Raw genomic sequence first — 23,678 nt, forward strand, 5'->3', positions numbered from 1 at the left:
TTGGAGGCTTTTTGTTTTATTCACATTTGGATATCGAATCGATCCTAATTATTTTTTTTCTGTTTCTGTGTTGCAGTAATCTTAAAATAACTTGCAAGCTTACATTTATCAGTGAAACGATCGTCTAAATTCTAATGGAGAAAGGTCTGTCTTTGCTTTAAATAAAGTACTAAACGATTGCTGACGTTCAAAGCCCAATCCGTATGCAATTTCGCTCACAGATAAGTTAGTCGTAGATAATTTTTCTTTTGCTTGTTCTATTATTTTATTATGTATGTGTTGTTGGGCGCTTTGTCCTGTAAGTGTACGAAGCATATCACTTAAGTATCCTGGGGAAACATTTAATTGTTCTGAAAGGTATTGAACGGTTGGCGTACCTTTAATTAACGAGTGTTCGCTTTTAAAATAGTCATCTAAAATTTCCTCCATTCTTTGCAATATATCGTTGTTTACCACTTTACGGGTAATGAACTGACGCTTATAGAAGCGATTACAGCAATTTAAAAGTAGTTCAATCTGGGAAATAATTACATCCTGGCTAAAATCGTCGATTCTACTATTTAACTCTTCTTCAATGAGCTTAAAAATAGTAAGAATCGTTACCTTCTCTTGTTCTGAAAGATGCAAGGCTTCGTTGGCCGAATATGAAAAAAAACCGTACTGCTTGATCTTTTGGGCTAAAGGATAGCTCCACAAAAAATCGGGTTGAATCAACAACGAATATCCGGAATGGTCTCCGCCATAATCAGCGCTACCAATTAACTGTTCAGGAGCTGCGAACAATACACCACCTTCATTAAAGTCATAATAACCCTGACCGTATTTTACTTTCCCACTAAGATTAATTCTGTACGATATTTTATAAAAGTTCAGAATATTTGAATTGGGCAGTTTGCTATAATCTATCTCGTTATTTGTATTATTTACCAAACTGATCAACGGGTGCAGGGGTTTAGGCAAGCCAAGCGCCTGATGCACAGCAGATAAGGATTCGAATTTATAAGGGATATCTTCTTCCTTTTTCATTGTAACAATTTAACAATTACAACCGACAATATAAAATACTATCGGTTGTAATTAATTCTTTACCAGGGGATTTCGCCTGTTACCGGATTCATTTCCTCGCTGATGAATTTCCCCGTTGGTCCGTCTTCACCAATTAAAACATATTTCGCTATGCGGGCTGCGGCGTCATTAACAGTGCCTGTTCCGCGGTGGTTGTTAAAATCGGTGGCTGTAAAACCAGGATCAACTGCATTTACTTTGAATGGTTTATCACGCAATTCATAAGCCAGCGCAATGGTGTACATATTTAGTGCGGCCTTTGATGGTCCGTAAATGCCCCCTTTGAACTGATAATATTTGAAATCAGGATCGCTGCTTAATGTAAGCGAACCCAGTCCGGAAGATACATTTACAATCCGGGGTTGTGACGATTTTTCCAGCAAGTCTATAAAGGCCTGGGTAACTCTCACCGCACCATATAAGTTAGTACTAAAAACTGTATTCATGACATCGAGATTAGCTGTTAACGGAGTTTGAGGCATTCCGCCGCTCATCCCGGCATTATTAATCAGGGCGTCCAATACCGTTGTTTTCTTACCAATTTCAATACGTGCGGCATTTACCGATTGTTGATCAGTTATATCTATCTGTATAGCTTCCACTTCTTTCAGGCCTTCCAAGTTAAGTTTTTCTATCGCGTCCTGACCATTCTTCAAATTACGACAGCCTAAAAAAACATAATAACCTTCTTTCATTAGCTGACGTGCTGTTTCAAGTCCAATACTTTTATTGGCTCCGGTAATGAATACTTTTTTCATTTGAATTATTCTGTTTATTGAAACAAAGGTCATTCAATTATACATGTCGGATGTTTGCTAATTGAGGATGTTTGTTTGCGATTTAATATTTAATCCTAAGTGGTTTGACCATGGTGTTCAGGATCAGAAAAAGGTTATGCAGATCTTTAGATTGGTATTTACCTCGAACTACCTTGCAGGTATGATAGGGATCTCTAGGATATTAATAGCATTATTTGCAGGATTGCTAGGGTATACGTTTAGTACTACAGCACTCATTCATTTGTCGCCGTTATTTTCGCATGGCCCTCTTTCCCCGCCAGGCATTATGCCATTGGACTATGAAGCAAGAGACCGTGTGATCAGCGCAATAGCCCAGACGCCAAGTCTATTTTCTTCATGCATAACTCGTATGTTCCACCAAAACAGGACAAAACCTTATATTGCTGATTCAAGGCATATAGATCACACGCTTTTTTGTTGTATTTCTTTGTATTTTTTCTGTTGATCAAGCTATCAATGTAATTCAACAAAACGCCTTAAGCAGGACGTGATTAACATTGTGTACGTCTCCGTTAAATTAGAACCAATTAACTGTTATTTCCCGATAATTGCTTTTCTGTGTTCCATTCCCCAATGAGCGAGATTATCGATGATCGTTCGCAATGTGCACCCATATTCTGTCAGGTTATACTGAACAGTTACCGGCTGCGTGTCAAATACTGTTCGTTTGATCAGTTTATTTATTTCCAGGTCCTTCAATTCCTTGCTCAGCATTTTGTTGGATATGCCATGAACGTCATTTAGAATATCAGAAAATCTTCGCCCGTTGTAATAGCAAATAGAAGATATGATGGAGATCTTCCATTTTCCGCTCAATACGTCCATTGCATCATGGACAGCCATGATCTCTTTTTTGTGTCCTGTCAGACATATGTTGTCACCCATAAGTTACCTTGTTACCAGAATGTTACTGTTACTTTTGGTTACAAAGTAACGAAAATAAATCAAAGTTCACTAGGTTTGTATCGTAAACAATAGAGAATTTAATCATGAATTTTAACAGTAAAAACGTAGTTATAACAGGCGGCACAACCGGAATTGGACTGGCAACCGCAAAAGCATTTATAAATGCAGGTGCAAATGTTTGGATCACCGGCAGAAACGCTGAAAATTTGAAAAAGGCTGCCGAAGAGATTAACAGCCCGAATTTGAAAACGGTAGTTTCGGACACCTCGAAGTTGACAGACATCTCGATCCTGGAAAAAGCAGTTGCAGAAAACGGGGAAAAGTTAGATGTACTTTTCCTGAACGCAGGCATTGGGGCATTTGCGCCAATTGAACAAACAACCGAAGCAGATTTTGACGCGCAATTCAACACCAATGTAAAGGGACATTTCTTCACCTTGCAAAAGCTGATCCCGCATTTGGTAAATGGCGCAGCCGTTGTATTCACTTCCTCAGTGGTCGCAACGGCTTCAAATTTGGGTACCAGTGTTTATTCGGCAACTAAAGGAGCATTAAATAAAATAGCCCAGATTGCAGCAAACGAATTGGCTGACAGAAAAATCCGCGTGAACATTGTTAGTCCAGGCCCTATTCAAACCCCAGGACTAGAGACTGTCGTACCTCCGGAAGCAAAAGCCTATTTAGCTGCAGCAACTGCACTGCAAAGGCTGGGCGATGCGAATGAAATTGCCCAAACAGTATTGTTTTTGTCTTCTGATGCTGCAAGTTTCATCACAGGTACGGAAATAGTGGCTGATGGGGGCTACCTTACTTACGCATTAAAGTAAATTTGTAACCATTACGCTTCAGTAAACGAAAAGAGGCAATAAGCCTCTTTTTTACTTCCACTTACGCGGTCTAATAACTTACAGGAATCGGGATCGTCCATTCCCACACTCCTTCGATTATTTCATAGTTAATCTTTGGTCCTGAAATCCAGCCTGATTTTATTTAAGGACCCTTCTCGGAAATATGAACCACTTTCCTTTTTTACGATATTCTCTTATAGAAGAAATAAGCCATTTCGAAAAGTCAGAGAAGTCTGCATCATTGTATCTTGAAAAAAGTTCAAATACTTCACCTGCCCAGTCTACTACTACATAGGAATAAATTCCATCAGTTTTTCCCGTTCCCCACAAGAGACTATCCGTGGTCCGATATAATGGGAATCCAAAGGCTTCTGAAACGTATTGTTTATATTTTTCATCGTTCCAGGTATAGTCGTCATAGGATCTCCAATAGAGATGCGTCTGAAAAATATCTTTTCCATTAGAATATCTATCATCTTCTCCCATCGGATTGTCTCCTTTTATTAATTTAAAACCTTTAGGAAAGGTCGCTTGCCCTAAAGTAGTCATCGCAAAGAGCAGGAAGAAAAAACTAAAAAAATATTTCATAAGTTGGCATGAGTTGGTTGCTCAATATATAATCTCTAATTGGATTTAAAAATTATTAATCAGTATTGAGTTTCGCTTCCAGCCTCCTGGTAAAATAAACCTAACAAGATCCTTTACTGAAGATAATTACAGGGACACTATAAGCTTTCCCCGGATGATAAGGATTATTTATTTAAATAGTAGATAATCTTTCTTAAATCTGTGAGCATCTAGCAATGTTTTAGTCATCCGAATAAATCATCCATGGTTAAACTATTTTGAACTATACCATTAGCATATATGTTTCTCACTATTCCAAAAGTAGTGATCATAGTCAAAAAAATAACCTTATTAGTACGCGTTGCTGTTCTCAAAGTATTTATTTTATCCTATAATTCTTCCTGACCTCCCAGCCCGCAAGGAAAAAAGCCTTCAAGTCGAAAGATTTGAAGCCTTTTTTTATAGCCCCCCTTTATACCAGTTCCTACACTATCACTTAGGATTTTTATTATCCCGCAACCAAACATGAAATCCTATATAGCGTTTGCAAAGAACTTTTACAGCCGATTTTGAAATATACGATGAGCGGACAAAAAATCCGGATGTACCAGGATTATGGAAAAGTAAAAATTCTTCATCTTAAAGATGAGATCCTATGGCAGATGGTCATTTGCTATCATAATTTCACTTTCTCAATCACTATTATATGACAATACCATGTAGATCATTCCCTTTAACAGCACCTGCATTATACCTCATCCTAACTTTTTTCTTTGTTTCCTGTACCAACGAGGATCCGGCAATCACGCACGACTCAGCCTATTTCAATGCTATTGAGGACAATGATATTGCGCTGGCCGCACCACAGGAAGGTGATTGGCGTTATTCACATAAAGAGAAAATACAAGACCTGAAAGCTTATAAAAAGTGTAATCCTGTAAGGCAGGGAGCCAATCATTCCACTATTTACCTCATGCCTGTAGGTGATTTCACCCTACTTCAGCAAACTGCATTGAGGCAGGTAAGGGAGTACGTGGAAATTTTCTTTCAGATGCGAACCGTGTTACTGTCAGCCATTGCCGATAGCGCTATTACAGCCGTTCCATCCAGAGGGCATGACGGGCATACACAGCTACTTGCCCCTTACCTGCTGGATAGTCTGCTAAAAGACAAATGTCCCTCCGATGGTATAGCACTCATGGCCATCAGTGCAAAAGATCTCTATCCCAAAAATGACTGGAACTATGTATTCGGACTGGCATCGTATACAAAGCGGATAGGCGTTTCTTCTATTTACCGTTTACAGGATGGTCACCTGGATACCGCTAATTATAAAAATTGCCTCAGGAGATTGGCAAACATTTCTTCACATGAGATAGGACATATGTTTTCCTTACATCATTGCCTATATGCCAGCTGTGTGATGAATGGCACCAATGGCCTGGTGGAAACTGACCGAAATCCCCTCCGCCTTTGTTCTGACTGTCAGAAAAAACTATTCTGGAATATCGCATACGACAATAAACGCAGGCTGAAACAATTGGGTGATTTCTGTAAAAAAAATGGCTTGCAACGTGACTGGCAAATCTTGAAAGCGGACCTAGATGCTATATACCAGTCCAATTAATATAGATTGTTAATGACCTGTTTGGCAGCGCTTTCTCATATAGTCTTGGATTAATTGCAGGCTTTAAAGCTTGCAATCTTCTCCTGCTGCCTGGTAATGCTATAATATCTACCTTTGTAAAGGTATTTTACTAGAAAAAGGACTTATGAAGAAAATAGGATTTTTATCGTTCGGACATTGGTCCAATCATCCAACCTATAAAACCCGTACAGCGAGTGACACACTGCTTCAGTCCATTGATTTAGCCGTTGCTGCCGAAGAAATCGGTTTAGATGGTGCATATTTTCGGGTACATCATTTTGCGGCTCAGTTAGCATCTCCATTTCCTTTGCTTTCGGCTATCGGCGCCAAAACAAACAAGATAGAGATTGGAACAGGTGTTATTGACATGCGTTATGAAAATCCCCTCTATATGCTGGAAGATGCGGGCGCCACTGATTTGATTTCGGGCGGGCGATTGCAATTGGGAATCAGTAGAGGTTCGCCGGAACAAGTGATCGATGGGTGGCGTTATTTTGGATATGAACCAGCTGCAGGAGAAACAGACGCAGATATGGGACGTAATAAAGCGTTGCAATTCCTGGAGAAACTCAAAGGTGTTGGATTTGCCCAACCAAACCCATTCCCGATGTTTCCTAATCCACCGGGGTTGTTACGGTTAGAACCCCACTCCGAAGGATTGCGGGAACGTATTTGGTGGGGAGCTGCCTCTAATGCTACAGCTATTTGGGCCGCCGAAAACGGAATGCACCTGCAGAGTTCTACCTTGAAATTTGACGAAAGTGGGAAGCCTTTCCATGTACAACAAGCAGAACAGATCAGGTTGTACAAAGAAGCATGGAGAAAAGCAGGACATCTGCGCGAACCAAGGGTTTCGGTGAGCCGGTCTATTTTTGCATTGATGAATGATCAGGACAGATATTTCTTTGGGCAGGAAACCAACAGAGGGGATAAAACAGGTATTATCGAAAATGATAGACGCGCCATTTTTGGGAGAAGCTATGCAGGAGAACCGGATCAGCTCATCCGGGAATTAGCGCAGGACGAAGCCATTCAGGAAGCGGATACACTCCTTTTGACGATACCCAATACGTTGGGGGTCGACTACAATGTACACATACTATCCTCTATCCTGAAGCATGTTGCACCTGGATTAGGTTGGCGTTAAATTGTAGTTTGACTAATGTGATTTTTTGGACAAAACCGGGCAACAAAATGCAATATCCGGCATAAATCATCTGCGAACTGGTTCGAAGCTTGTTCCTCCCAGCCCGCATCAAAAAGTAAAGCCTTCAGGTCTTTGGATTTGAAGGCTTTTTAATTCGATATATTTTGTCGTTTTACCACAGTAAAGCGCTAAATATGATTTTATTAATTGGTCTGAAATACTATTGTAAGGTGCTCCTAAAATGGTCCTGTGATCAGCGAACGCTGAGGAATACGTAAATCAGATAGTGCCTGAGTTTCTTTTCCCGGAATAAAAAGGAATTGAGACAATCCTCGTAATTACGGCAGGATAGGGATATATTTGGTACTATTAATATCATTGAACAATATTAAACGCACCCAGTTAACATGCTCTTACAAGCCTCCTCCTATTTCGAAATGTATGCAGATGATCCCGTTACCAGTATTTTCATGCTACGTTCCAAAAGCGGGCCTGCACAGTCTATCAGGCAGGAAGCGTTTTTAACTACACCTCAATTGCCGGTGAGTGAATATATAGATGGGTATGGCAATATCTGCCAGCGTATCATTATTCCGGCTGGCACTACTATACTTGAGAGCCGCGTTATTGCTGAGTGTGATGCAAATATTGATGTAGATACAGATGCCGGATATAAACCTGTAGAAGAACTTCCAGATGATGTATTACAATTTCTGCTACCCAGCAGGTATTGCGAATCAGACAAGGTAGCTGAACTGGCTATGCAGATCACAATGGGGATACAATCAGGTTATTCACAGGTGGGAGCGATCCGGCAGTGGTGCTATCATAACATCTCCCGTGAATACGGTACTACGAATAGTTCTACATCTGCGGTAGATGTACTGCAAAGCAGAACGGGGGTATGCAGGGATTTTGCTCACGTAGCTATAGCACTTTGCCGTAGCATGAATATACCTGCCCGCATGGTGGTGGGATACCTGTATGATTTAAAACCAATGGACCTACATGCCTGGTTTGAGGCTTTTGTAGGCGACCGCTGGTATATCTTTGATGCCTTAATGCCAGACCCCGTAGGGGGACGCATTATTATGGCCTATGGGCGGGATGCGGCTGATGTTGCTTTTGCCAGTCACTTTGGAAATGTAGTACTTACAAAAATGGAAGTAAAAGTTATAAAACTTTAAAATAGATAATAAGCTTACTGCCCTTGCCGGGTATGCTTTCAACTTCCAGATCTCCACCGGCAGCATGTATAATTTTTCTGGCAGTTGTTCCGGCAACCATCAGGCTTGAATTAAAGTTTTGTTGCAGCAGGTATTCCGAATAGCCATTCCATAAGCCAGATTCCAGTGGTCTTACCTGTTGTTTCCATTTAATAAATAAAAATCATTGCTGCAAAAAAAGTCGACCTTTAGAGAGAGTGTTAGCCCTGGATGTAAACCTCCATTCAATATCTTATAAACATATTATATGAGCGTCACAAAGACAAATATAGTTCGATTCGCCTCAAAAGGAAACAGCAGTTTTATTGATTCGGTCAATGCCAGAGTCCAGGATTACTTTCAGACCACCGGAATTTCTCCATACGCCAATGCTGGTATGTGGAGAAAGACAATAGTTATGATACTTGTTTACCTGGTTCCCTATATTTTGATAATCAGCAGCATTGGAGCTGAAAACGTTCTACTATTCTGGTTATTCTGGCTACTGATGGGATGTGGCATCGTGGGAATTGGGACTTCCGTTATGCACGATGCCAACCACGGCGCATATTCTCCTAACAAGAAAGTTAATGCTTTATTAGGACATATTCTCGAAGTAATTGGCGGATATAGTGTTAACTGGAAGATCCAGCACAATTTACTGCATCATACTTATACAAATATAGATGGCCTTGATGAAGACATTGACAGTATAGTGCTTTTACGTCTCTCGCCCAGACAGCAATGGTATTGGTTTCATCGTTATCAGCATCTGTATGCCTGGTTTTTTTATATGTGCATGACACTGTATTGGATGACTGTAAAAGATTACCTGCAGGCAATTCGCTATAAACGGCGTAATCTGCTCGTGAAACAAAAAGTATCCTTAAGGAAGGCCATTTTTCATATTACCTGGTACAAAATGTTCTATTATGGCTATGTATTGGTGTTGCCACTTTTATTCTCTGGTCAAGCATGGTATTTCGTGCTGACAGGGTTTGTAATTATGCATTTTACAGCCGGCTTTATGCTTGCATGTATTTTTCAGCCAGCTCATATTATGCCTGATTCTACCTTTCCTGAGCCGATAGTTGAAGATGGTAAACGCCACATCAAGGATAGCTGGGCCATTCACGAATTGACTAATTCAACAAATTTTGCACCTTATAGCCGGTTATTCTCGTGGTTTATCGGAGGTCTCAATTTTCAGATAGAACACCATCTGTTTATGAATATATGTCATATTCATTACAGGAAACTGGCACCTATTGTAAAGGAAACTGCTGAGGATTTTGGATTACCTTATCATGTAAAGCATACTTTCTGGCGGGCCTTGATGGAGCATGCAAAAATGTTGAAAGTACTTGGAAAAGAGCAAATGTCCTGACAGCCTGATTTATAAAAACAATTTGAAAGCACGTTTCATTAGCACTCCACCATCCTTTATATAGACTCCCGTTATTTCTACAGCAGCGAAAGGGTCACCTACTATGTCCCGCAATATGGCAAAGCGGAACCCAGGATTATTACCTGGCTTCCTGGTCAACAGCTATAGCTGTGTGTGGAATAATATTTTCCATCTACAATCTATTATCTCATTCCTGGGTCATCACATTTGTTGGTATTGGGATGGGTGTGGCGACCTCCGTTTACGGATGCTCTATGTTGATCAGAGGTCTGAAGATGCGGGTAGCACTAAACAGCCAGCTGAGCTACCGGGAGCATCTGCTCCAGAGCTGATGCAAAGTCTCTCCTATCCCAACATTACCTAATGAGATTAAGTAAGTATTATCAGCAGGCAACACCCTACCCATTCCTGATACGGATGGGATTCCCTATATTAAAACTGTTGATAAAACAATCGGTTTTTCCTGCAACTTCTCTTCCACAAGCTCGCCAAATGCTTTGATGTATGGTTGCTGGTTATGAACATCCAACCCTTCCTTACTTTTCCATATTTCATAAAAGGTAAACACACTTTTATCTTCAATACCCTGGTGTAAACTGTAAAGTTCGCAAGCCTCTTCATTGCGGGTATGCAGTACCATATTCTGTAATACAGCGGCAACCTCGTCCCTGTACTCATCTTTTGCCCTGATGATGGCTGTTAAATGAATTTTCATAATACTGTAGTATCTCTTTTGATAAAGCAAAAATAGATGGCTGGCTGGTATTACTAAAATAAGATGATTTATACCCTTATATTATAATAATGATATAAAAACATTTAACAGACCACATCGCTGTTAACTCATCATTGATCAGGGAGCAGTCGTTTGTTCAAATGTGACGTACATCACGCAATTGCTGTATAATTCCTTCGCACCTTTGTATTGCCAGGGTAACCGCTTAACCAGCCCTGACTTCTAAAACGAAAAGCTATGAACAATGCAAAAGTCTGGTATGTAACAGGTGCCTCACAGGGATTGGGGCTCACCCTTGTTAAAAAACTGCTTGAAGCTGGTTACCGCGTGGCAGCGACTTCCCGTAACGCACAAACCTTAAAAGCAGCCGTAGAACTGATCGATGCTGAGCGTTTTCTTCCGCTGAGCGTTGATCTGAACAACCCGGATTGTATCAATGAATCTGTTCAGCAAACAATTGCTGCATTCGGCCGCATTGATGTTCTCGTTAATAATGCCGGATATGGCATGATGGGTGTCGTGGAAGAAATTGCCGAACAGGATATCAGGAAGATTTTTGATGTGAACGTACTGGCTGCAGTCAACGTGGTAAAGAGCATATTGCCTGTTATGCGCAAGCAACAGTCAGGCTACATTATCAACATTGGTTCAGTTGCAGGATTTGTAGGAGCGCCTGGCTGGTCTGTTTATTCGGCTACCAAGGCTGCACTGGCAGCATTTTCGGAAGTGCTTGCACTGGATGTTAAAGAATTTGGTATCAAGGTAACCGTTGCAGAACCATCTGGTTTTCGTACCGGATTTCTTACAGAGAATTCCCTGGCAAATATTGAAAGCGGCATAGAAGGTTATAAAGCGGTTAAATCTACCAGGGAGCGCTATCTGACAAATAATGGCAAGCAGTCCGGCGACCCCGATAAAGCATCAGCCATATTAATTGAGCTCGCAGAAAGTGAACAGCCTCCACTTCATTTATACCTCGGGCAAGACGCCTACAAGCGGGCATCCGAAAAACTTGCGGATATGACTGCAGAATTGGAAGCATGGAAGCGCACATCCATTTCCGCAGATTTTGAGTAATACGTCTAAAGCCCTGACAAATTAATCAGATCCTCATTCACATGCTGGTATGGCCACCTGCAAAGACGGCAGCGCCCCATACCAGCTTTCCCAAACGCTCCATAGCCCGATTTCCTCCAGCATGTTGTTTGTAATCCGGAAAATATATTTACCTTTGAAATACTTGAATACTCAAGTATATGTCAACAATAAACCATTCTCTGAAGTTACTAATGAACCTGGCAAAAATGCAGGCGATAATGTCCCGCAGGTTTGACGGGTTAAGTGTGCACGGCATAGGTTTTACCGATTTTATGATCCTCTACCTGTTGCATCAGGCCCCCGGTGAAAGACTACGGCGTACGGACCTCGCGGAAAAGGTTGGTCTTACCGCTTCAGGCATTACCCGTATGTTATTGCCTATGGAAAAAACAGGCCTGGTAAGCAGAGAAGCCAGTGAAAGAGATGCCCGTGTAAGTTATGCCGTGCTGACCGCTGCAGGCAAACGGGTGTATGAGGAAGCAAAAGAAACTGCTAACGCCATTGCTAAAGAAATTGTTCCTGCAGAGATCACCAGGAATCAATCACTTACCGCACTCTTTAAACTGCTTGGAACTACCATTTAAACCCATGCTATATGTCACAGACACTATCCCAACACATCCCTGCCCCTCTCACAGCTGCAGTTGAAACGGCTTTGCAGCAGACCTTCGGAACCTCCGGCGTTAGTGATATTGTGCCGCTGGCCGGCGGACTTTCAGCAGCGCCTGTATTTAAAATCGTCGTCAACGACCAGCCCTATGTGCTGAAACTGGATAAAGCGGCTTCATTCTCACCCAACCTGAAACTGGCGGCAGATGCAGGTATTGCTCCTCCCCTGCACTACCACGATACGGCAAATGGCGTTTCTATCAGCGGTTTTGTTAATAACAAACCTGTACGCACTGTTTTCGGCCCTGAAAGATTGCCACAGGAACTGGCTGCAATGATCAAGGCCATTCATAGTGTACCTTATCAGGCAGGTAACAATGATCTGCGGGAAACTATTGACGGTATAATAGCCGGCTTCAGGAAAAGCAATATCCTGTCAGGTCCTGTATTCGATGAATGTTTCAGCAACTATGATTCCATCAGAAGCAAATATCCCTGGAATGATCAGGAAAAAGTATTCAGCCATAACGACATGAATCCCAGCAATGTCTTATGCGATGGAGAAAGGATCTGGATCATCGATTGGGACGTTTCCTCTTTAAACGACCGGTATATTGATCTGGCCAATGCTGCCAATTTCTTTGTGTATAGCGAAGAACAGGAAAAAGCATTCCTTGATACATACTTTGATGGCGCTACAGATGATTATAAACTAGCCCGCTTTTATATCATGCGCCAGGTGGGCAGGATCATTTACTCTATGCTGATGTTCCAGCTTGCTGCCAAGGGTAAGCCGGAGGATCATGTTCATAACCCGGAGATGGAAGGCATTACGGTGAGAGAGTTTGGCGCACAGATGGGAGCCGGTAAAATATCCCTGGCTACTTATGAAGGCCAGCTAATGTATGGGAAAGCCCTGCTGAATGAGGCGGTGCATCAGATGCGTACCCCTCGGTTTGCAACCGCGCTCGCGATCATCGGGTAAATTGCCGGCAGGAGACCGGGACAAGGAATTTATCTTCTATGTGAATGATCTGTTTTTCGCTTCATAACATTATCCCCTGTTATAGATTATCAGATGTCTGTAACAGGGGATAAATAGTACTGTTTGTTAAAACAGACTGGCAAAGCTATTTTCTGACCTGATCTTTGAGATGGTGTCTTCAAGTTCCTTGTAAATGTGCATGTTCAAAAACGGTCCGTCACTTACTCTTTTTACACCAGCCTTTTGTAACTCATCAAACGATGGCAGGCCAGGTATACACATCACGCTTACAGGCAATTTTGACGATGCAGTGATCTTGTTAATATCCGCAATCTTGTTGATGCAGGGGAAAAACAATCCATGCACACCGGTTTCCTGGTAAAGCGCTATTCTCCCAAGCGCATCTTTCAATGCATTGGGCATATCGAGTAAAAAGCTATCCGACCTTACGTTGACAAACATTTTAACACCGTCCCTCTTGAGCAGTTCCATCATCTGCCGCAGTTTCTCTGCAAACGCTCCTGCATCTATGATATGTCTTTCTCCATTGGTTACAACAGAATCTTCTATGTTAATACCAGACACGCCTGCCTCATATAAACGTTTGATATTACTGCTGATCTCTTCTGCCGTGCGACCATATCCTCCTTCGATATCCACCGTTACTATCGCATTGGTGGATGCGAGTATCCGTTGAACAACGAATAAATAATCTTCAAAGGCCATTTCCTCTCCGTCGGAAAAACCCAGGGATGCTGCCACTGCTGCACTGGATGTTCCCACTGCCTTGAAGCCCTGCGCTCCATATACCTTAGCGCTCTGTGCATTCCATACATTTCCAATACGCAACAAATCATCGCTGTGATGCAGTGCTAAAAATTCGTCAAATCTGTTTTTCATAATCTGTATTATTTTGAATTGATGTATTTGATTTGCCAGTTATTTAATAGCAAAACTATCACAGCAAGACAAGTACAAATTGTATAAAACGGAAAAGATTAACTGCCGGCCAGTACCTGGTTAATAGGTGAAGCCTGTTTAGCGAAAGTATTGGGGGTAACGCCGGTAAAAAGCTTAAACTCTTTAATGAAGTGCGCCTGGTCAAAATATCCTGAACTGTAAGCAATGCTGGTAAGCTTTTCCTCCTGCTGGGAAATAAGGTTCAGGCTGTGCTGAAAGCGGTTTATTTTATAAAATAATTTGGGCGCTAAGCCGGTATATTCTGAAAACAACATATTCAGATACCGTGTAGATATATTATGGCGATGGGATAAGGAAACAATATTATCATCGCTGTAATTCTTTTTGAGATAATGCACAATATCTCCAACAAAGCGGATCTTGTTATGCCTCTTCTCTGATGCAGCCAGTTTCTGCCATAAATAAGTCTCCATCAATGCCACCCTTGCCTGCAGGTCAGGCGTTTCCAGCAACTTATCATGCAATGTTCTTAATGAGGGGCCTAATACATCACCGGCATCAATAATTTTATTATTAAATGCTGATACCTGCCCGTCAAAAAAATAAGCGGCCGAGTGGGGATAAAATTTAAAGCCCAGCATAATATTCCGGCCAACTGACTGTATGGCCAACGGTTTTGTTATCTGGCCCCAGAGTTCAACAGGCGGCGTTGTATAAAAGGCATCGCCCTCTTTTGACCGCCAGTTGCCTGTTCCTAAATTAAAGATCACTTCCATCGTTCCGCTGGGGAACACGATGTCATCATAGCTCCTGTCTGAATCAGATTCGTAGTAGTAGAAGCATTTGATGTATGGCTGCAGTTTTGAGCCTGGAAGAATTTCTTTGAAAATCATCAATACAAATATAAAGGTATTGCTGAAGGCAACATTGTAAAAAACGGAACTGTTTTCCTGCTTACAGATTCACCGACCTAATTCCTGCTTTTACCGGTTTTTTCCACAGCTTTACCTTTAGCAGGTTGTACTCCCCCGCTGTTCTGACTACTTTTGCTTCATGAAACAGATACTGTTTCAATCTTGATAAACATATTTAGTTATATCTTATCAATCAAATAGTTACTATGAAACATCCAGGCGAAACCATGCACGTTGACGCAACTACCCCTGTAATTTGGCGTATTTGCCTCCCCTGATATTAAGTATTTCGCACTAAGTTTGCGTCAGAGGAAGCAGTATATGCAAATACAGATCAACAACAATCATATTAACATCGACAATAACACGTTTTGCAGATAGGTATATGACATGCATAGGTGGCTACTATGCCATATCATCATATACATGCTAATGTAATACCCTGCCCGGAAGGCCATATTACTCTATTTCACAAGTCTCAATTTCAATTCTATGCATACATCCAGAAAGTCTGCAATTGGCTTTATTTTTATTACTTTATTGATTGACATCATGGGATGGGGATTGATTATCCCTGTTATGGCTGACCTGATTGCCCAGCTAAAAGGCATATCAGTGAACGAAGCCAGTCCCTATGGCGCGTTGTTGTTATCCGTTTTTGCTATCACGCAATTTATTTTTGCACCAGTAGTAGGTAATCTGAGTGACAGGTTTGGTCGCCGCCCCATCTTACTGTTTTCCCTGCTGGGCTTCGGTATTGACTACATTATTCTGGCACTGGCCCCAACTTATGGCTGGCTGTTCATAGGACGTGTCATCGCCGGTATGACAGGCGCCAGCTTTACCACTGCCACGGCCTATATTGCTGATGTTAGCCCGGATGAAGCATCAAGAGCAAAGAATTTCGGTATGATCGGCGCTGCTTTCGGTCTTGGCTTTGTGCTCGGGCCCGCTCTCGGCGCATTACTGGCTACCTGGGGTATCAGGGCGCCATTCTACGCTGCTGCCTGCCTCTGTTTGCTGAACTGCTTATATGGCCTCTTCATATTACCGGAATCACTGAGTAAAGAGAACCGCCGTCCATTTGAATGGAAACGTGCAAATCCTTTCGGATCGCTGAAATTCCTCACGCAACATCCTGAGATCGGCGGACTGGCCGTCAGCTTTTTCCTTATCTACCTGGGTGCTCAGTCAGTACAGGGTAACTGGAACTTCTTTACCATCTACCGTTTTCACTGGAGTGAGAAAATGGTAGGTATCTCCCTCGCTGTAGTGGGTGTACTGGTAGGAGCCGTACAGGCAGGACTGACCAGGGTGCTCATCCCCAGGATCGGCAATGAAAAAAGTATCTATCTTGGTCTTTCTCTTTATACACTGGGATTGGTCCTCTTTGCCTTCGCTACACAGGGTTGGATGATGTTTGCATTCCTGATTCCTTACTGCCTGGGCGGTATCTGCGGTCCGTCTATACAATCCGTTATTTCCGGACATGTGCCGCGTAATCAGCAGGGCGAATTACAGGGCGCTCTTACCGGTCTGATGAGTCTGACAACTATTATAGGTCCACTGATCATGAACAGCACATTCAGTTATTTCACAACAGATAAAGCACCGTTTCACTTCCCTGGAATACACTTCTTAATTGGGGCTGTGTGTATGCTGCTCAGTATCATTATCACCTACAAGGTATTGACACGTGAAAAGAAAGAGAGCCCTGAGCTGAGGAATGTGATTGCCGGTAAAGATCTGACAGATGTGCCGATGCATTGATGAATATTTATTGCGCAATAAAAAAGGACGGAATTATCCGTCCTTTTTTATAAAATTTATAAGTAAATTATCTGGCTCTCTTAATAATACTGTTGAGCTCTGCCATAAAGTTATCGGCGTCCTTTTGTGAGCGTATAACTTTTGACAAACCATCAATACGTTGAGGCCTGCTCTTTTGAACAGTTACAGCATCAGCTATTTTCCCTTTTGCGAGTTTTTTATACTGATCTATTTTTTTCTGTATTTTCTGATTCATAATACAAATATAATCAAATAATTAGTAAAATTTTATTCACTGGTCTATTTAAGATGGAACATATAATATCTGTAAAGATCATGTCTTGTGCGTTCATAATCAAACTGTTCCGACTTAGGTTTAGATAGTAAATTTCCATCAGCATCAAGTTCATAATTCCCGTCTCTGAACACTCTGACGTACCAGTCCACTCCTATTATAACAAAAAACTCACTTAAATAAACACGATTTGACTTTACCATAAGATGATACAAAGTAGCCCTAAGATCATCAGAGCCATCTATTCCCAAAATTAATTCAGGGTTTTCCTGTAAGAAGGTTAACCCATGAAATAAAACGGTTGAAAATACTTTACCTATATTCTCATGCCGCAGACGTATATCGTCACTGAACTCTCCTTGGCCGTCAGATGGGCCAAAACCAAGATTATATACACCGGGCAAATAAGGATCAGGATGTGGATCAATTTTTACTATTATTGGTACAATTGAGCCATCGATTTGAGGCGAATTAAAAGTCATCATAGAGAAATCACTTTCCATAAATGTAGGCTCAAAAGTTTCTTCAAAATTTATCGTAATCATTATTCTTGTTTGACAATGCAATTATTCATTCACAGGTACCTGCGAAAAGCTGGCGTTATCTATGTTGCAGATCTCAACATAATGTCACATCGTTAAATCAAATATTGAAGAATCTCAGACTACTATTTATATTTTATTTTAAGCCTCCTTATAATCCCGTCTTATTAACTACCTTCACATCTCACATTATACCCTATACGATATATTATTACCGCTATGCGATCCATCGCCTGCATCCTCAGTTTGCTGACAATCATATCGTGTCAGCCAAATAATAAAAGCGCCGATCCGGCAACAACACAACTTATTTTTAAAGACAGTCTCGGACATACTCTGTACGCCTCAGAGCTTGCAGACGCTACCGGACAGGTAAACTATGAAACAAAAATGGAAACATCCATCGATGAAAAAGCAGTTAGCCTACATCAGGCCGCGAGGCAAGCCGGAGAAGCCGGAAAATATGATGAAGCCATTTCCCAGCTTACACAAGCTATCCAGATGGCTCCAACATGGGCATATCCTCCCTATGATCTTGCATTCACATATCTCCTAAAAGGAGATGCCGAAAATGCGTTGAAGTTTTATAAAAAAGCAGATGAACTGGTACCCAAAGGATTTTTCACCACAAAGACCGCAATATATGCACTTGAAGGAGAAAAGTCAGGCAGATTCCCTGAAGGACTCTATACTGCTTATATGCAGATAGAATGGGCTAAAGATGAAGCCCAAAAAATAGAAATTGCAAAATTAATAACAGAAAAAGTACCTGGCTTCGCCCCCGCGTGGAAAGAATTGGCTTCATTATTAACAGACAACTCCCAACGCTTAGCTGCTATAGAACAGGGACTTTCAAAATCACCTGATGCTGAGACCAAAGGAATCCTGCTGATCAATAAGGCAATAATCCTGAACGATAAAGGTGAGAAAGAAGCAGCCAGACAATTATTAGGTAATCTTATTTTTTCTCCGGATGCCACTACAGCCAATATTGAACTTGCTAAATTCACCCTCAAGTCCATCACAACATCAACAGACACGCCTTCATAGAAAAATCTTCTGCATACAACATGAAAACGTCTCATCTACCGATGGGACGTTTTTTATTTCCCTCAACAGCAAAGCCTCATTAAAAGCCGCTCCGGTATCGAAAACATCCCCCCCTTTTGATAACAGACAATCAGCCGGCACATTATACAACCGGAACATATTGTAACATTCTGTTATAATAAACGTTATACCCACGTAAAGCAGGAACAAATAAATCCATTTCATTTCAGTTGATTTTGAGGTTTATTAATACGCTGCACCGTTATCCATGACGCACAATGCAATGTTAAGAAAGATCTCAATGTGGTTTTAAACGATGTATACGAAAGCCCTTAATCCTGACATAAAGGCCCTTAATCCCGTGATAAGACCCTTTCGTCATTTGCAGTAAAGCCGGTTACGTCTTTCATATAGCCAGTATATGAGTTGCATATGATCAGGATATCCTTACGTTCTTCTTCCGTTAAAAACGGAGGAAAAACGGAGGAAGAACGGAGGAAGAACGGAGGATAATGCTGGTCATATGCACGTTGTATACAACATGCATACAGGGCTGAAAATCCTCTCCCGGGAGGCATATTTTTAACATCAAGCCAGGATCAAACTTGCAAGCCATATAGCAGCTTTATTTATTTTTTACTATTTTCAAACCATCCGCCGTAGGCGGGCTGCCAACCAAAATCTGTATTCCAAGCCACCCTCTTGCATCAATGAAGCATTTAAAGTATTTACTAATAACCGGAATCTTCCTATTCTCCAGTCTGTATGCTCATCCTAACGGCAAGCCTTACTGTGATTCCCTCATCAAAAGAGGCATAGATTCTATGTTTGCCAAAAAGTTCGCTCCGGCTATTACCCTGCTCACAGAAGCACAGCACCTTTCTACCGAAAACCACTGGCAGAAGCAATTATTCCTGGCCACTAACAATATCGGCCTGACCTACTATTTCATGCTGGACTATGGCGAGGCCTTACGGAACTTCTTCAGCGCATACAACATCGCCATGAAGGAAAAGGATGCCACATTGGAAATGACGGTCCTGAACAATATCGCCATCCTCTACTCCAAGGAAAAAAACTTCGATAAAGCCGAAGAATACTTTCTGAAGGCCTACGACATCGCCAAAGAAAAAAACGATAAGATCAGGATTGGTATTTACGCCTTAAACCTGGGTATTGTACACAATGAAACGCATAAGCTGGAAAAAGCCCGGGATTACCTCCGGGAAGCGACGGCTTACCTGCAGAATGATGCCCGGAGATTGCTGGGCGCACAATACTCCTATGCCCAGAACCAATTCCAGGAGGGCAATACCACCGAAGCTGACCACCTGGCCACAAAGCTGCTCAAAACAGCCCGCGATTCAGGTTACCGGGATGAACAGATTACCATCAATACCCTGCTGGCCTCGGTGAAACTGAAGGAGAATAACCTGGACCAGGCCATTTTCTTTGCCACCGAAGCCCTGGCCCGATCTCCCAACCTCGAAGAAAAGATTGAGGCCTACCAGACATTGTCTGACATCCACTTTAAGAGCCACGCCTATGCCCTGGCGCTGGCCGATAAAGACTCTGTATTGCGTTTCCGGGATTCTATCAATATCATCAAGAACGGTCAGCAATTTGAAAACAGTAAGCTGAAATTTGAGCTGCTGAACTCAAAACATACCCTTTCCCTGAATGAGGCCCAGCTCACCAGCCAGCGCCGCTTACTGTATACGGCCCTGGCCTTTATTGCCATTATCATCGCTTTTTTTATCTGGCTGATACGTATCAAAGCGGTGGAAAACCGTCAGAAAGCAGTGATCGCTGAACGAAGCCACAAGATCATGGCCCTGGAATTTGAAAATGAAAAGAGCCAGAAGCTACTGCTGGAAGAACAATTGAAAGAGAAAGAAACCGCCGCCCTTCTGGAACAGGAAAGGCTGAAAAACGAGATCGAGATCCGGAACCGCAAGCTGTCTGCCAAAGCCTTATACCTCTCCGGCAGAAATGAGCTGATCGACGAGATCATCACCACCCTTTCCAAAATGCCTGATTTAAGTAAGGATAGTACGAGGCATATTTCCCAGCTCAAAAGTTACCTGCGGACCGACGATGAATGGGACGACTTTAGCACCCATTTCCAGGAAGTGAACCAGGGATTCCTGAACGCCCTCCGTCAGAACCATCCCAACCTGACCTCAAACGACGTCCGCTTCCTGTCGTACATATACATGAACCTGAATACAAAGGAAATTGCGTCGCTGCTGAACATCACTCCCGAAGGTTGCCGTAAACGGAAGGAACGTATTACCAAAAAGATGCAATTACCTGATAATACCTCACTTTTTGAGTATTTATCAGGGCTATAGGACAAATTTCACACTTTGTCCGGGCCTTGTCCTGTTAATTACATATGCGTTTTGGGAGAAGCGGGGTACTTTCACACAGCACCCAATCGACCAAAATACATGAGAAAATTTTTACTCTTCAACTTATTATTCTTACTGTTTTTTTCAGCCAATGCCCAGCAGTTTTCCTATGAAGCTACCGGCGACCATGGGAAGCTATGGAACGTTATACAAGATCCCTCAGTACCGGAAAGACTATATGCTATCAGCCTGATCAACCATATCATGGTCTCCAATGACCGGGGCAATAGCTGGGAGATCTTTTATTCCTTTGAGAACAGTGCTACCCAGATAACATCATTCAAACTATTGCCTGGCAACAAATCATTTGCTTTCGCTGCCAGAGCCCCCGATATGTCAATGAGTGGCCTGTATGTAGTCGATCTGGAAACCAAAGCTACCATCAGGCACTATATTACACCGGATCACTACCTCGGTGCATGGGTAGTATCCTACGATATTTATGATCCGCAAGGAATGATAGCTGTTATCAATACCCAGTACATGGACGGCTTTACCCCGTTCACGGAAGTCTATTTTACCAAAGACGGCGGTGAAAATATGTCTGGCATCTATTATAGCAGGGAGAACGCCAGCGTCCATATCAATAGCTCCTTCCTTCACCCTGACGATCCTAAAAAGATCTATCTCGCCAGAAGTCTCGGTTCCGAGGGAGTGAACGGAGGACTGTTCATTTCTTCAGATGAAGGCAATACCTGGCGGGAAGAACTGGCCGGCAAGGGATCATTCTCCGCCTTTGCCTTTAATCCTAAAGATCATAAAGAGTTCTTTATCGGTTCATCTATCAATTTTGGTGTAGGCCCGGAAGCGCTTTTTCATACCCTGGATAGTGGCAAAACTTTTGAACAGGTGCCGGTAACCTTTACCGACCAGACACTGGACAATATCGTTCAGATTGTATACGATCCGGGCAATAACAGGAACCTCTGGATAACAGATGAGAATGAGATACTGAAAAGCACCGATGGAGGTGCACACTGGACGTCTACCACCTTTCAACCCAGATCAACGGTATATTACTATGGCACTTCCCTGCTCATCAACCCAAAGAACAGCAATGACCTGCTGGTCTTTTCAGATGCCTGGCCGCAGCATAGTACCGATGGAGGGAAAACTTTCACCCAGCTCAAACTGCCTTTCTGCGTAGCTTCATCAGTAGCGCTGGGCAGCAATGGCAACAACCAGCAGTTATATTATTCCGTACTGGGCGGGTATATCTCTAAAAACCTTACCACCAGCAAATCAACCGCGTACAATATTCAGGCGTACGACATGGTAAATGTGCGCGAAATGCAGGTCATACCAGATACGACCGTACCGGGGCGCATCTTCCTGTTCAGGGCCAGTGACGGATTCTTTAATGCTGCCGAACTGTTTTATAGCGATGACCTGGGCGCTACACTCAATCAGTTGCCTTCCGACCAGTTTGCAACAGGCCTGGGATTCATTCAGCGGGACCCTAATAGTAAAGATCGTTACTGGATCTCTTATTCCTATTACTCGTCCTTCTCTACCCTTTTCCGGGTCGATTTCAGTGATGCAGCCAATCCCGAAGCCATATCTGTGCCCGTTACATTCAATGGTCTAATGACAGCCGCCTTCGTCCCTAATGGCAACAGCGGACAAACCGTCTGCATCGCTGCAGGCAGCAAGGTATATCTCTCACAGGATGGAGGCGTGACCTGGGGGGAAAAGTCCCAGGGACTGGATCTGGAAGATTATGATATGATCTGGGACCTGAAAGCCAATCCTTTCGATGAAAAAGCAATGGCCGTCGCAACAACACGGGGTATCTATCAGACTACAGACGGTGGCGATCAATGGACATTATCATTATCTGATGCCGACATGAGAAAGGTAACATACTCGGATGTTGTAAACGGACACATTATTGCCACCTCTTTTTCCAGCAATTTTTCGGATACCCGCCTGGCATTCAGTACCAACAAGGGCGCCAAATGGTCAAATGTAACAGCCGATATGCTGGCATACATTTCCTGTACCTCATCCATAGACTTCAAATTTTATGAAGACCATGCAGATATCTATTTTGCAACATCGGATCTGGGTGTGGTAAAATACCAGCTGAATAATCTCCTGTCTCCTCAACTGCTGTTCCTGACCTCTTTCACCGGCAGTCTGCAGAGAGGTAATGCATTCCTCGAATGGAGAACAAGAAATGAAGAAGGGTTATTGCATTACGAACTGGAAAGAAGTACAAACAATAAAGACTTTTCCCTCATCAATACACAACAGGCAACCAATAGTAACGGTTCTTTCTACTACAAGTACGAAGATCTGGAATTTCCTGCCCTTGCAGCCCAATTTGGTAACGTTTACTACCGCTTAAAGCTGGTAAGTAATGATAACAGTTTCGCTTATTCAGACACTGTTAAACTGACCGCGCGCGATATGTACATTTATCCGGTGCCGGCTACCAACGTTATCAATCTGCATGTACAGGGAGTTACGCAGGCTGCCCAATACAGGATATTACTGGCGGATGTTTCCGGCAGGCAATATTCCATCCAGCAGTACAACATTCCTACGGGTCAGACAACTATCACCATGCCTATCACCCGCCTCGCCAGCGGCATGTATATCATGTTGGTAGAAACCCGTCCGGGAGATATAAGGAAGTTCAAGTTTATCAAGCTATAAGCTGCCCTATGTAATCCTGTACCTACGAAAAGCGCCCCTGACGGAGCGCTTTTTCTTTTTCCGCACTCAGCGTATATAAATATGTTTCT

General features: G+C 42.5%; 22 protein-coding genes. 13 read left to right on the forward strand and 9 right to left on the reverse strand.

Features of this window, described 5'->3' with window-relative positions; all coding sequences use genetic code 11:
* Positions 1-108: 108 nt before the first annotated feature.
* The 3 genes from F3I09_RS01525 to F3I09_RS01535 form a co-directional block, all read right to left on the reverse strand.
* The gene (locus tag F3I09_RS01525) at positions 109-1,026 is read right to left on the reverse strand and encodes an AraC family transcriptional regulator (RefSeq protein ID WP_149693275.1); all 918 of its coding nucleotides are present in this window, start codon (positions 1,024-1,026) and stop codon (positions 109-111) included.
* Between the two features lie 59 nt (positions 1,027-1,085).
* Positions 1,086-1,823, reverse strand: a complete 738-nt coding sequence (locus tag F3I09_RS01530) for an SDR family oxidoreductase (protein ID WP_149693276.1) — start codon at positions 1,821-1,823, stop codon at positions 1,086-1,088.
* A gap of 576 nt (positions 1,824-2,399) precedes the next feature.
* Positions 2,400-2,750: a helix-turn-helix domain-containing protein gene (locus tag F3I09_RS01535; protein ID WP_149693277.1), complete on the reverse strand. Its 351-nt coding sequence runs from the start codon at positions 2,748-2,750 to the stop codon at positions 2,400-2,402.
* Positions 2,751-2,854: 104 nt separating this feature from the next.
* Here F3I09_RS01535 and F3I09_RS01540 point away from each other — a divergent pair, with 104 nt between their 5' ends.
* A complete protein-coding gene (locus F3I09_RS01540) occupies positions 2,855-3,598 on the forward strand; it encodes an SDR family oxidoreductase (RefSeq protein ID WP_149693278.1) in 744 nt (247 codons plus the stop codon).
* A 159-nt stretch (positions 3,599-3,757) separates the two neighbouring features.
* Here F3I09_RS01540 and F3I09_RS01545 read toward each other — a convergent pair whose 3' ends face one another.
* Positions 3,758-4,207 (reverse strand): hypothetical protein, encoded by a 450-nt coding sequence (locus tag F3I09_RS01545; RefSeq protein WP_149693279.1) that lies wholly within the window; start codon positions 4,205-4,207, stop codon positions 3,758-3,760.
* Between the two features lie 685 nt (positions 4,208-4,892).
* Here F3I09_RS01545 and F3I09_RS01550 point away from each other — a divergent pair.
* The 5 genes from F3I09_RS01550 (at position 4,893) to F3I09_RS01570 (ending at position 9,958) form a co-directional block, all read left to right on the forward strand.
* A complete protein-coding gene (locus tag F3I09_RS01550; protein WP_149693280.1) occupies positions 4,893-5,813 on the forward strand; it encodes an archaemetzincin in 921 nt (306 codons plus the stop codon).
* Between the two features lie 145 nt (positions 5,814-5,958).
* A complete protein-coding gene (locus F3I09_RS01555; protein ID WP_149693281.1) occupies positions 5,959-6,981 on the forward strand; it encodes an LLM class flavin-dependent oxidoreductase in 1,023 nt (340 codons plus the stop codon).
* A 407-nt stretch (positions 6,982-7,388) separates the two neighbouring features.
* Positions 7,389-8,168 carry a transglutaminase family protein gene (locus tag F3I09_RS01560; RefSeq protein WP_149693282.1) on the forward strand — a complete coding sequence of 260 codons (780 nt, stop codon included), beginning with the start codon at positions 7,389-7,391 and terminating at the stop codon, positions 8,166-8,168.
* 286 nt (positions 8,169-8,454) lie between these two features.
* Positions 8,455-9,573 (forward strand): acyl-CoA desaturase, encoded by a 1,119-nt coding sequence (locus tag F3I09_RS01565; protein ID WP_223233103.1) that lies wholly within the window; start codon positions 8,455-8,457, stop codon positions 9,571-9,573.
* 115 nt (positions 9,574-9,688) lie between these two features.
* Positions 9,689-9,958 carry a hypothetical protein gene (locus F3I09_RS01570; protein WP_149693283.1) on the forward strand — a complete coding sequence of 90 codons (270 nt, stop codon included), beginning with the start codon at positions 9,689-9,691 and terminating at the stop codon, positions 9,956-9,958.
* Positions 9,959-10,021: 63 nt separating this feature from the next.
* On the opposite strand, the gene F3I09_RS01575 is transcribed toward F3I09_RS01570, so the two are convergent.
* On the reverse strand, positions 10,022-10,309 hold the full coding sequence (locus F3I09_RS01575; RefSeq protein WP_149693284.1) for a putative quinol monooxygenase: 288 nt from the start codon (positions 10,307-10,309) through the stop codon (positions 10,022-10,024).
* A gap of 258 nt (positions 10,310-10,567) precedes the next feature.
* Here F3I09_RS01575 and F3I09_RS01580 point away from each other — a divergent pair, with 258 nt between their 5' ends.
* The 3 genes from F3I09_RS01580 (at position 10,568) to F3I09_RS01590 (ending at position 13,022) form a co-directional block, all read left to right on the forward strand.
* Entirely contained in the window at positions 10,568-11,407 is an 840-nt protein-coding gene (locus F3I09_RS01580) for an SDR family NAD(P)-dependent oxidoreductase (protein WP_149693285.1), read from the forward strand.
* A 179-nt stretch (positions 11,408-11,586) separates the two neighbouring features.
* Positions 11,587-12,012: a MarR family winged helix-turn-helix transcriptional regulator gene (locus F3I09_RS01585; protein WP_223233104.1), complete on the forward strand. Its 426-nt coding sequence runs from the start codon at positions 11,587-11,589 to the stop codon at positions 12,010-12,012.
* Positions 12,013-12,023: 11 nt separating this feature from the next.
* The gene (locus F3I09_RS01590) at positions 12,024-13,022 is read left to right on the forward strand and encodes a phosphotransferase (RefSeq protein ID WP_149693286.1); all 999 of its coding nucleotides are present in this window, start codon (positions 12,024-12,026) and stop codon (positions 13,020-13,022) included.
* Positions 13,023-13,148: 126 nt separating this feature from the next.
* On the opposite strand, the gene F3I09_RS01595 is transcribed toward F3I09_RS01590, so the two are convergent.
* Positions 13,149-13,922 (reverse strand): isocitrate lyase/phosphoenolpyruvate mutase family protein, encoded by a 774-nt coding sequence (locus tag F3I09_RS01595; protein ID WP_149693287.1) that lies wholly within the window; start codon positions 13,920-13,922, stop codon positions 13,149-13,151.
* Positions 13,923-14,020: 98 nt separating this feature from the next.
* The gene (locus F3I09_RS01600) at positions 14,021-14,836 is read right to left on the reverse strand and encodes an AraC family transcriptional regulator (protein WP_149693288.1); all 816 of its coding nucleotides are present in this window, start codon (positions 14,834-14,836) and stop codon (positions 14,021-14,023) included.
* Between the two features lie 513 nt (positions 14,837-15,349).
* Between F3I09_RS01600 and F3I09_RS01605 the strand changes: the two genes are divergently transcribed.
* Positions 15,350-16,627: a TCR/Tet family MFS transporter gene (locus F3I09_RS01605; RefSeq protein ID WP_149693289.1), complete on the forward strand. Its 1,278-nt coding sequence runs from the start codon at positions 15,350-15,352 to the stop codon at positions 16,625-16,627.
* A 67-nt stretch (positions 16,628-16,694) separates the two neighbouring features.
* On the opposite strand, the gene F3I09_RS01610 is transcribed toward F3I09_RS01605, so the two are convergent.
* Entirely contained in the window at positions 16,695-16,883 is a 189-nt protein-coding gene (locus tag F3I09_RS01610) for a hypothetical protein (protein WP_149693290.1), read from the reverse strand.
* A 44-nt stretch (positions 16,884-16,927) separates the two neighbouring features.
* Complete coding sequence (locus tag F3I09_RS01615; RefSeq protein WP_149693291.1) at positions 16,928-17,467, reverse strand: hypothetical protein; 540 nt, start codon at positions 17,465-17,467, stop codon at positions 16,928-16,930.
* A gap of 216 nt (positions 17,468-17,683) precedes the next feature.
* On the opposite strand from F3I09_RS01615, the gene F3I09_RS01620 reads away from it, so the two are divergent.
* From F3I09_RS01620 to F3I09_RS01630, 3 genes are all read left to right on the forward strand, one after another.
* Positions 17,684-18,514, forward strand: a complete 831-nt coding sequence (locus F3I09_RS01620; protein WP_149693292.1) for a tetratricopeptide repeat protein — start codon at positions 17,684-17,686, stop codon at positions 18,512-18,514.
* Positions 18,515-19,338: 824 nt separating this feature from the next.
* Positions 19,339-20,868 (forward strand): tetratricopeptide repeat protein, encoded by a 1,530-nt coding sequence (locus tag F3I09_RS01625; protein WP_188133641.1) that lies wholly within the window; start codon positions 19,339-19,341, stop codon positions 20,866-20,868.
* 99 nt (positions 20,869-20,967) lie between these two features.
* Positions 20,968-23,589 (forward strand): T9SS type A sorting domain-containing protein, encoded by a 2,622-nt coding sequence (locus tag F3I09_RS01630; RefSeq protein WP_149693294.1) that lies wholly within the window; start codon positions 20,968-20,970, stop codon positions 23,587-23,589.
* The last annotated feature ends 89 nt before the right edge of the window (positions 23,590-23,678 follow it).

Origin of the sequence: Chitinophaga sp. CF418 (genome assembly GCF_900142925.1) — a bacterium.
GTDB lineage: Bacteria > Bacteroidota > Bacteroidia > Chitinophagales > Chitinophagaceae > Chitinophaga.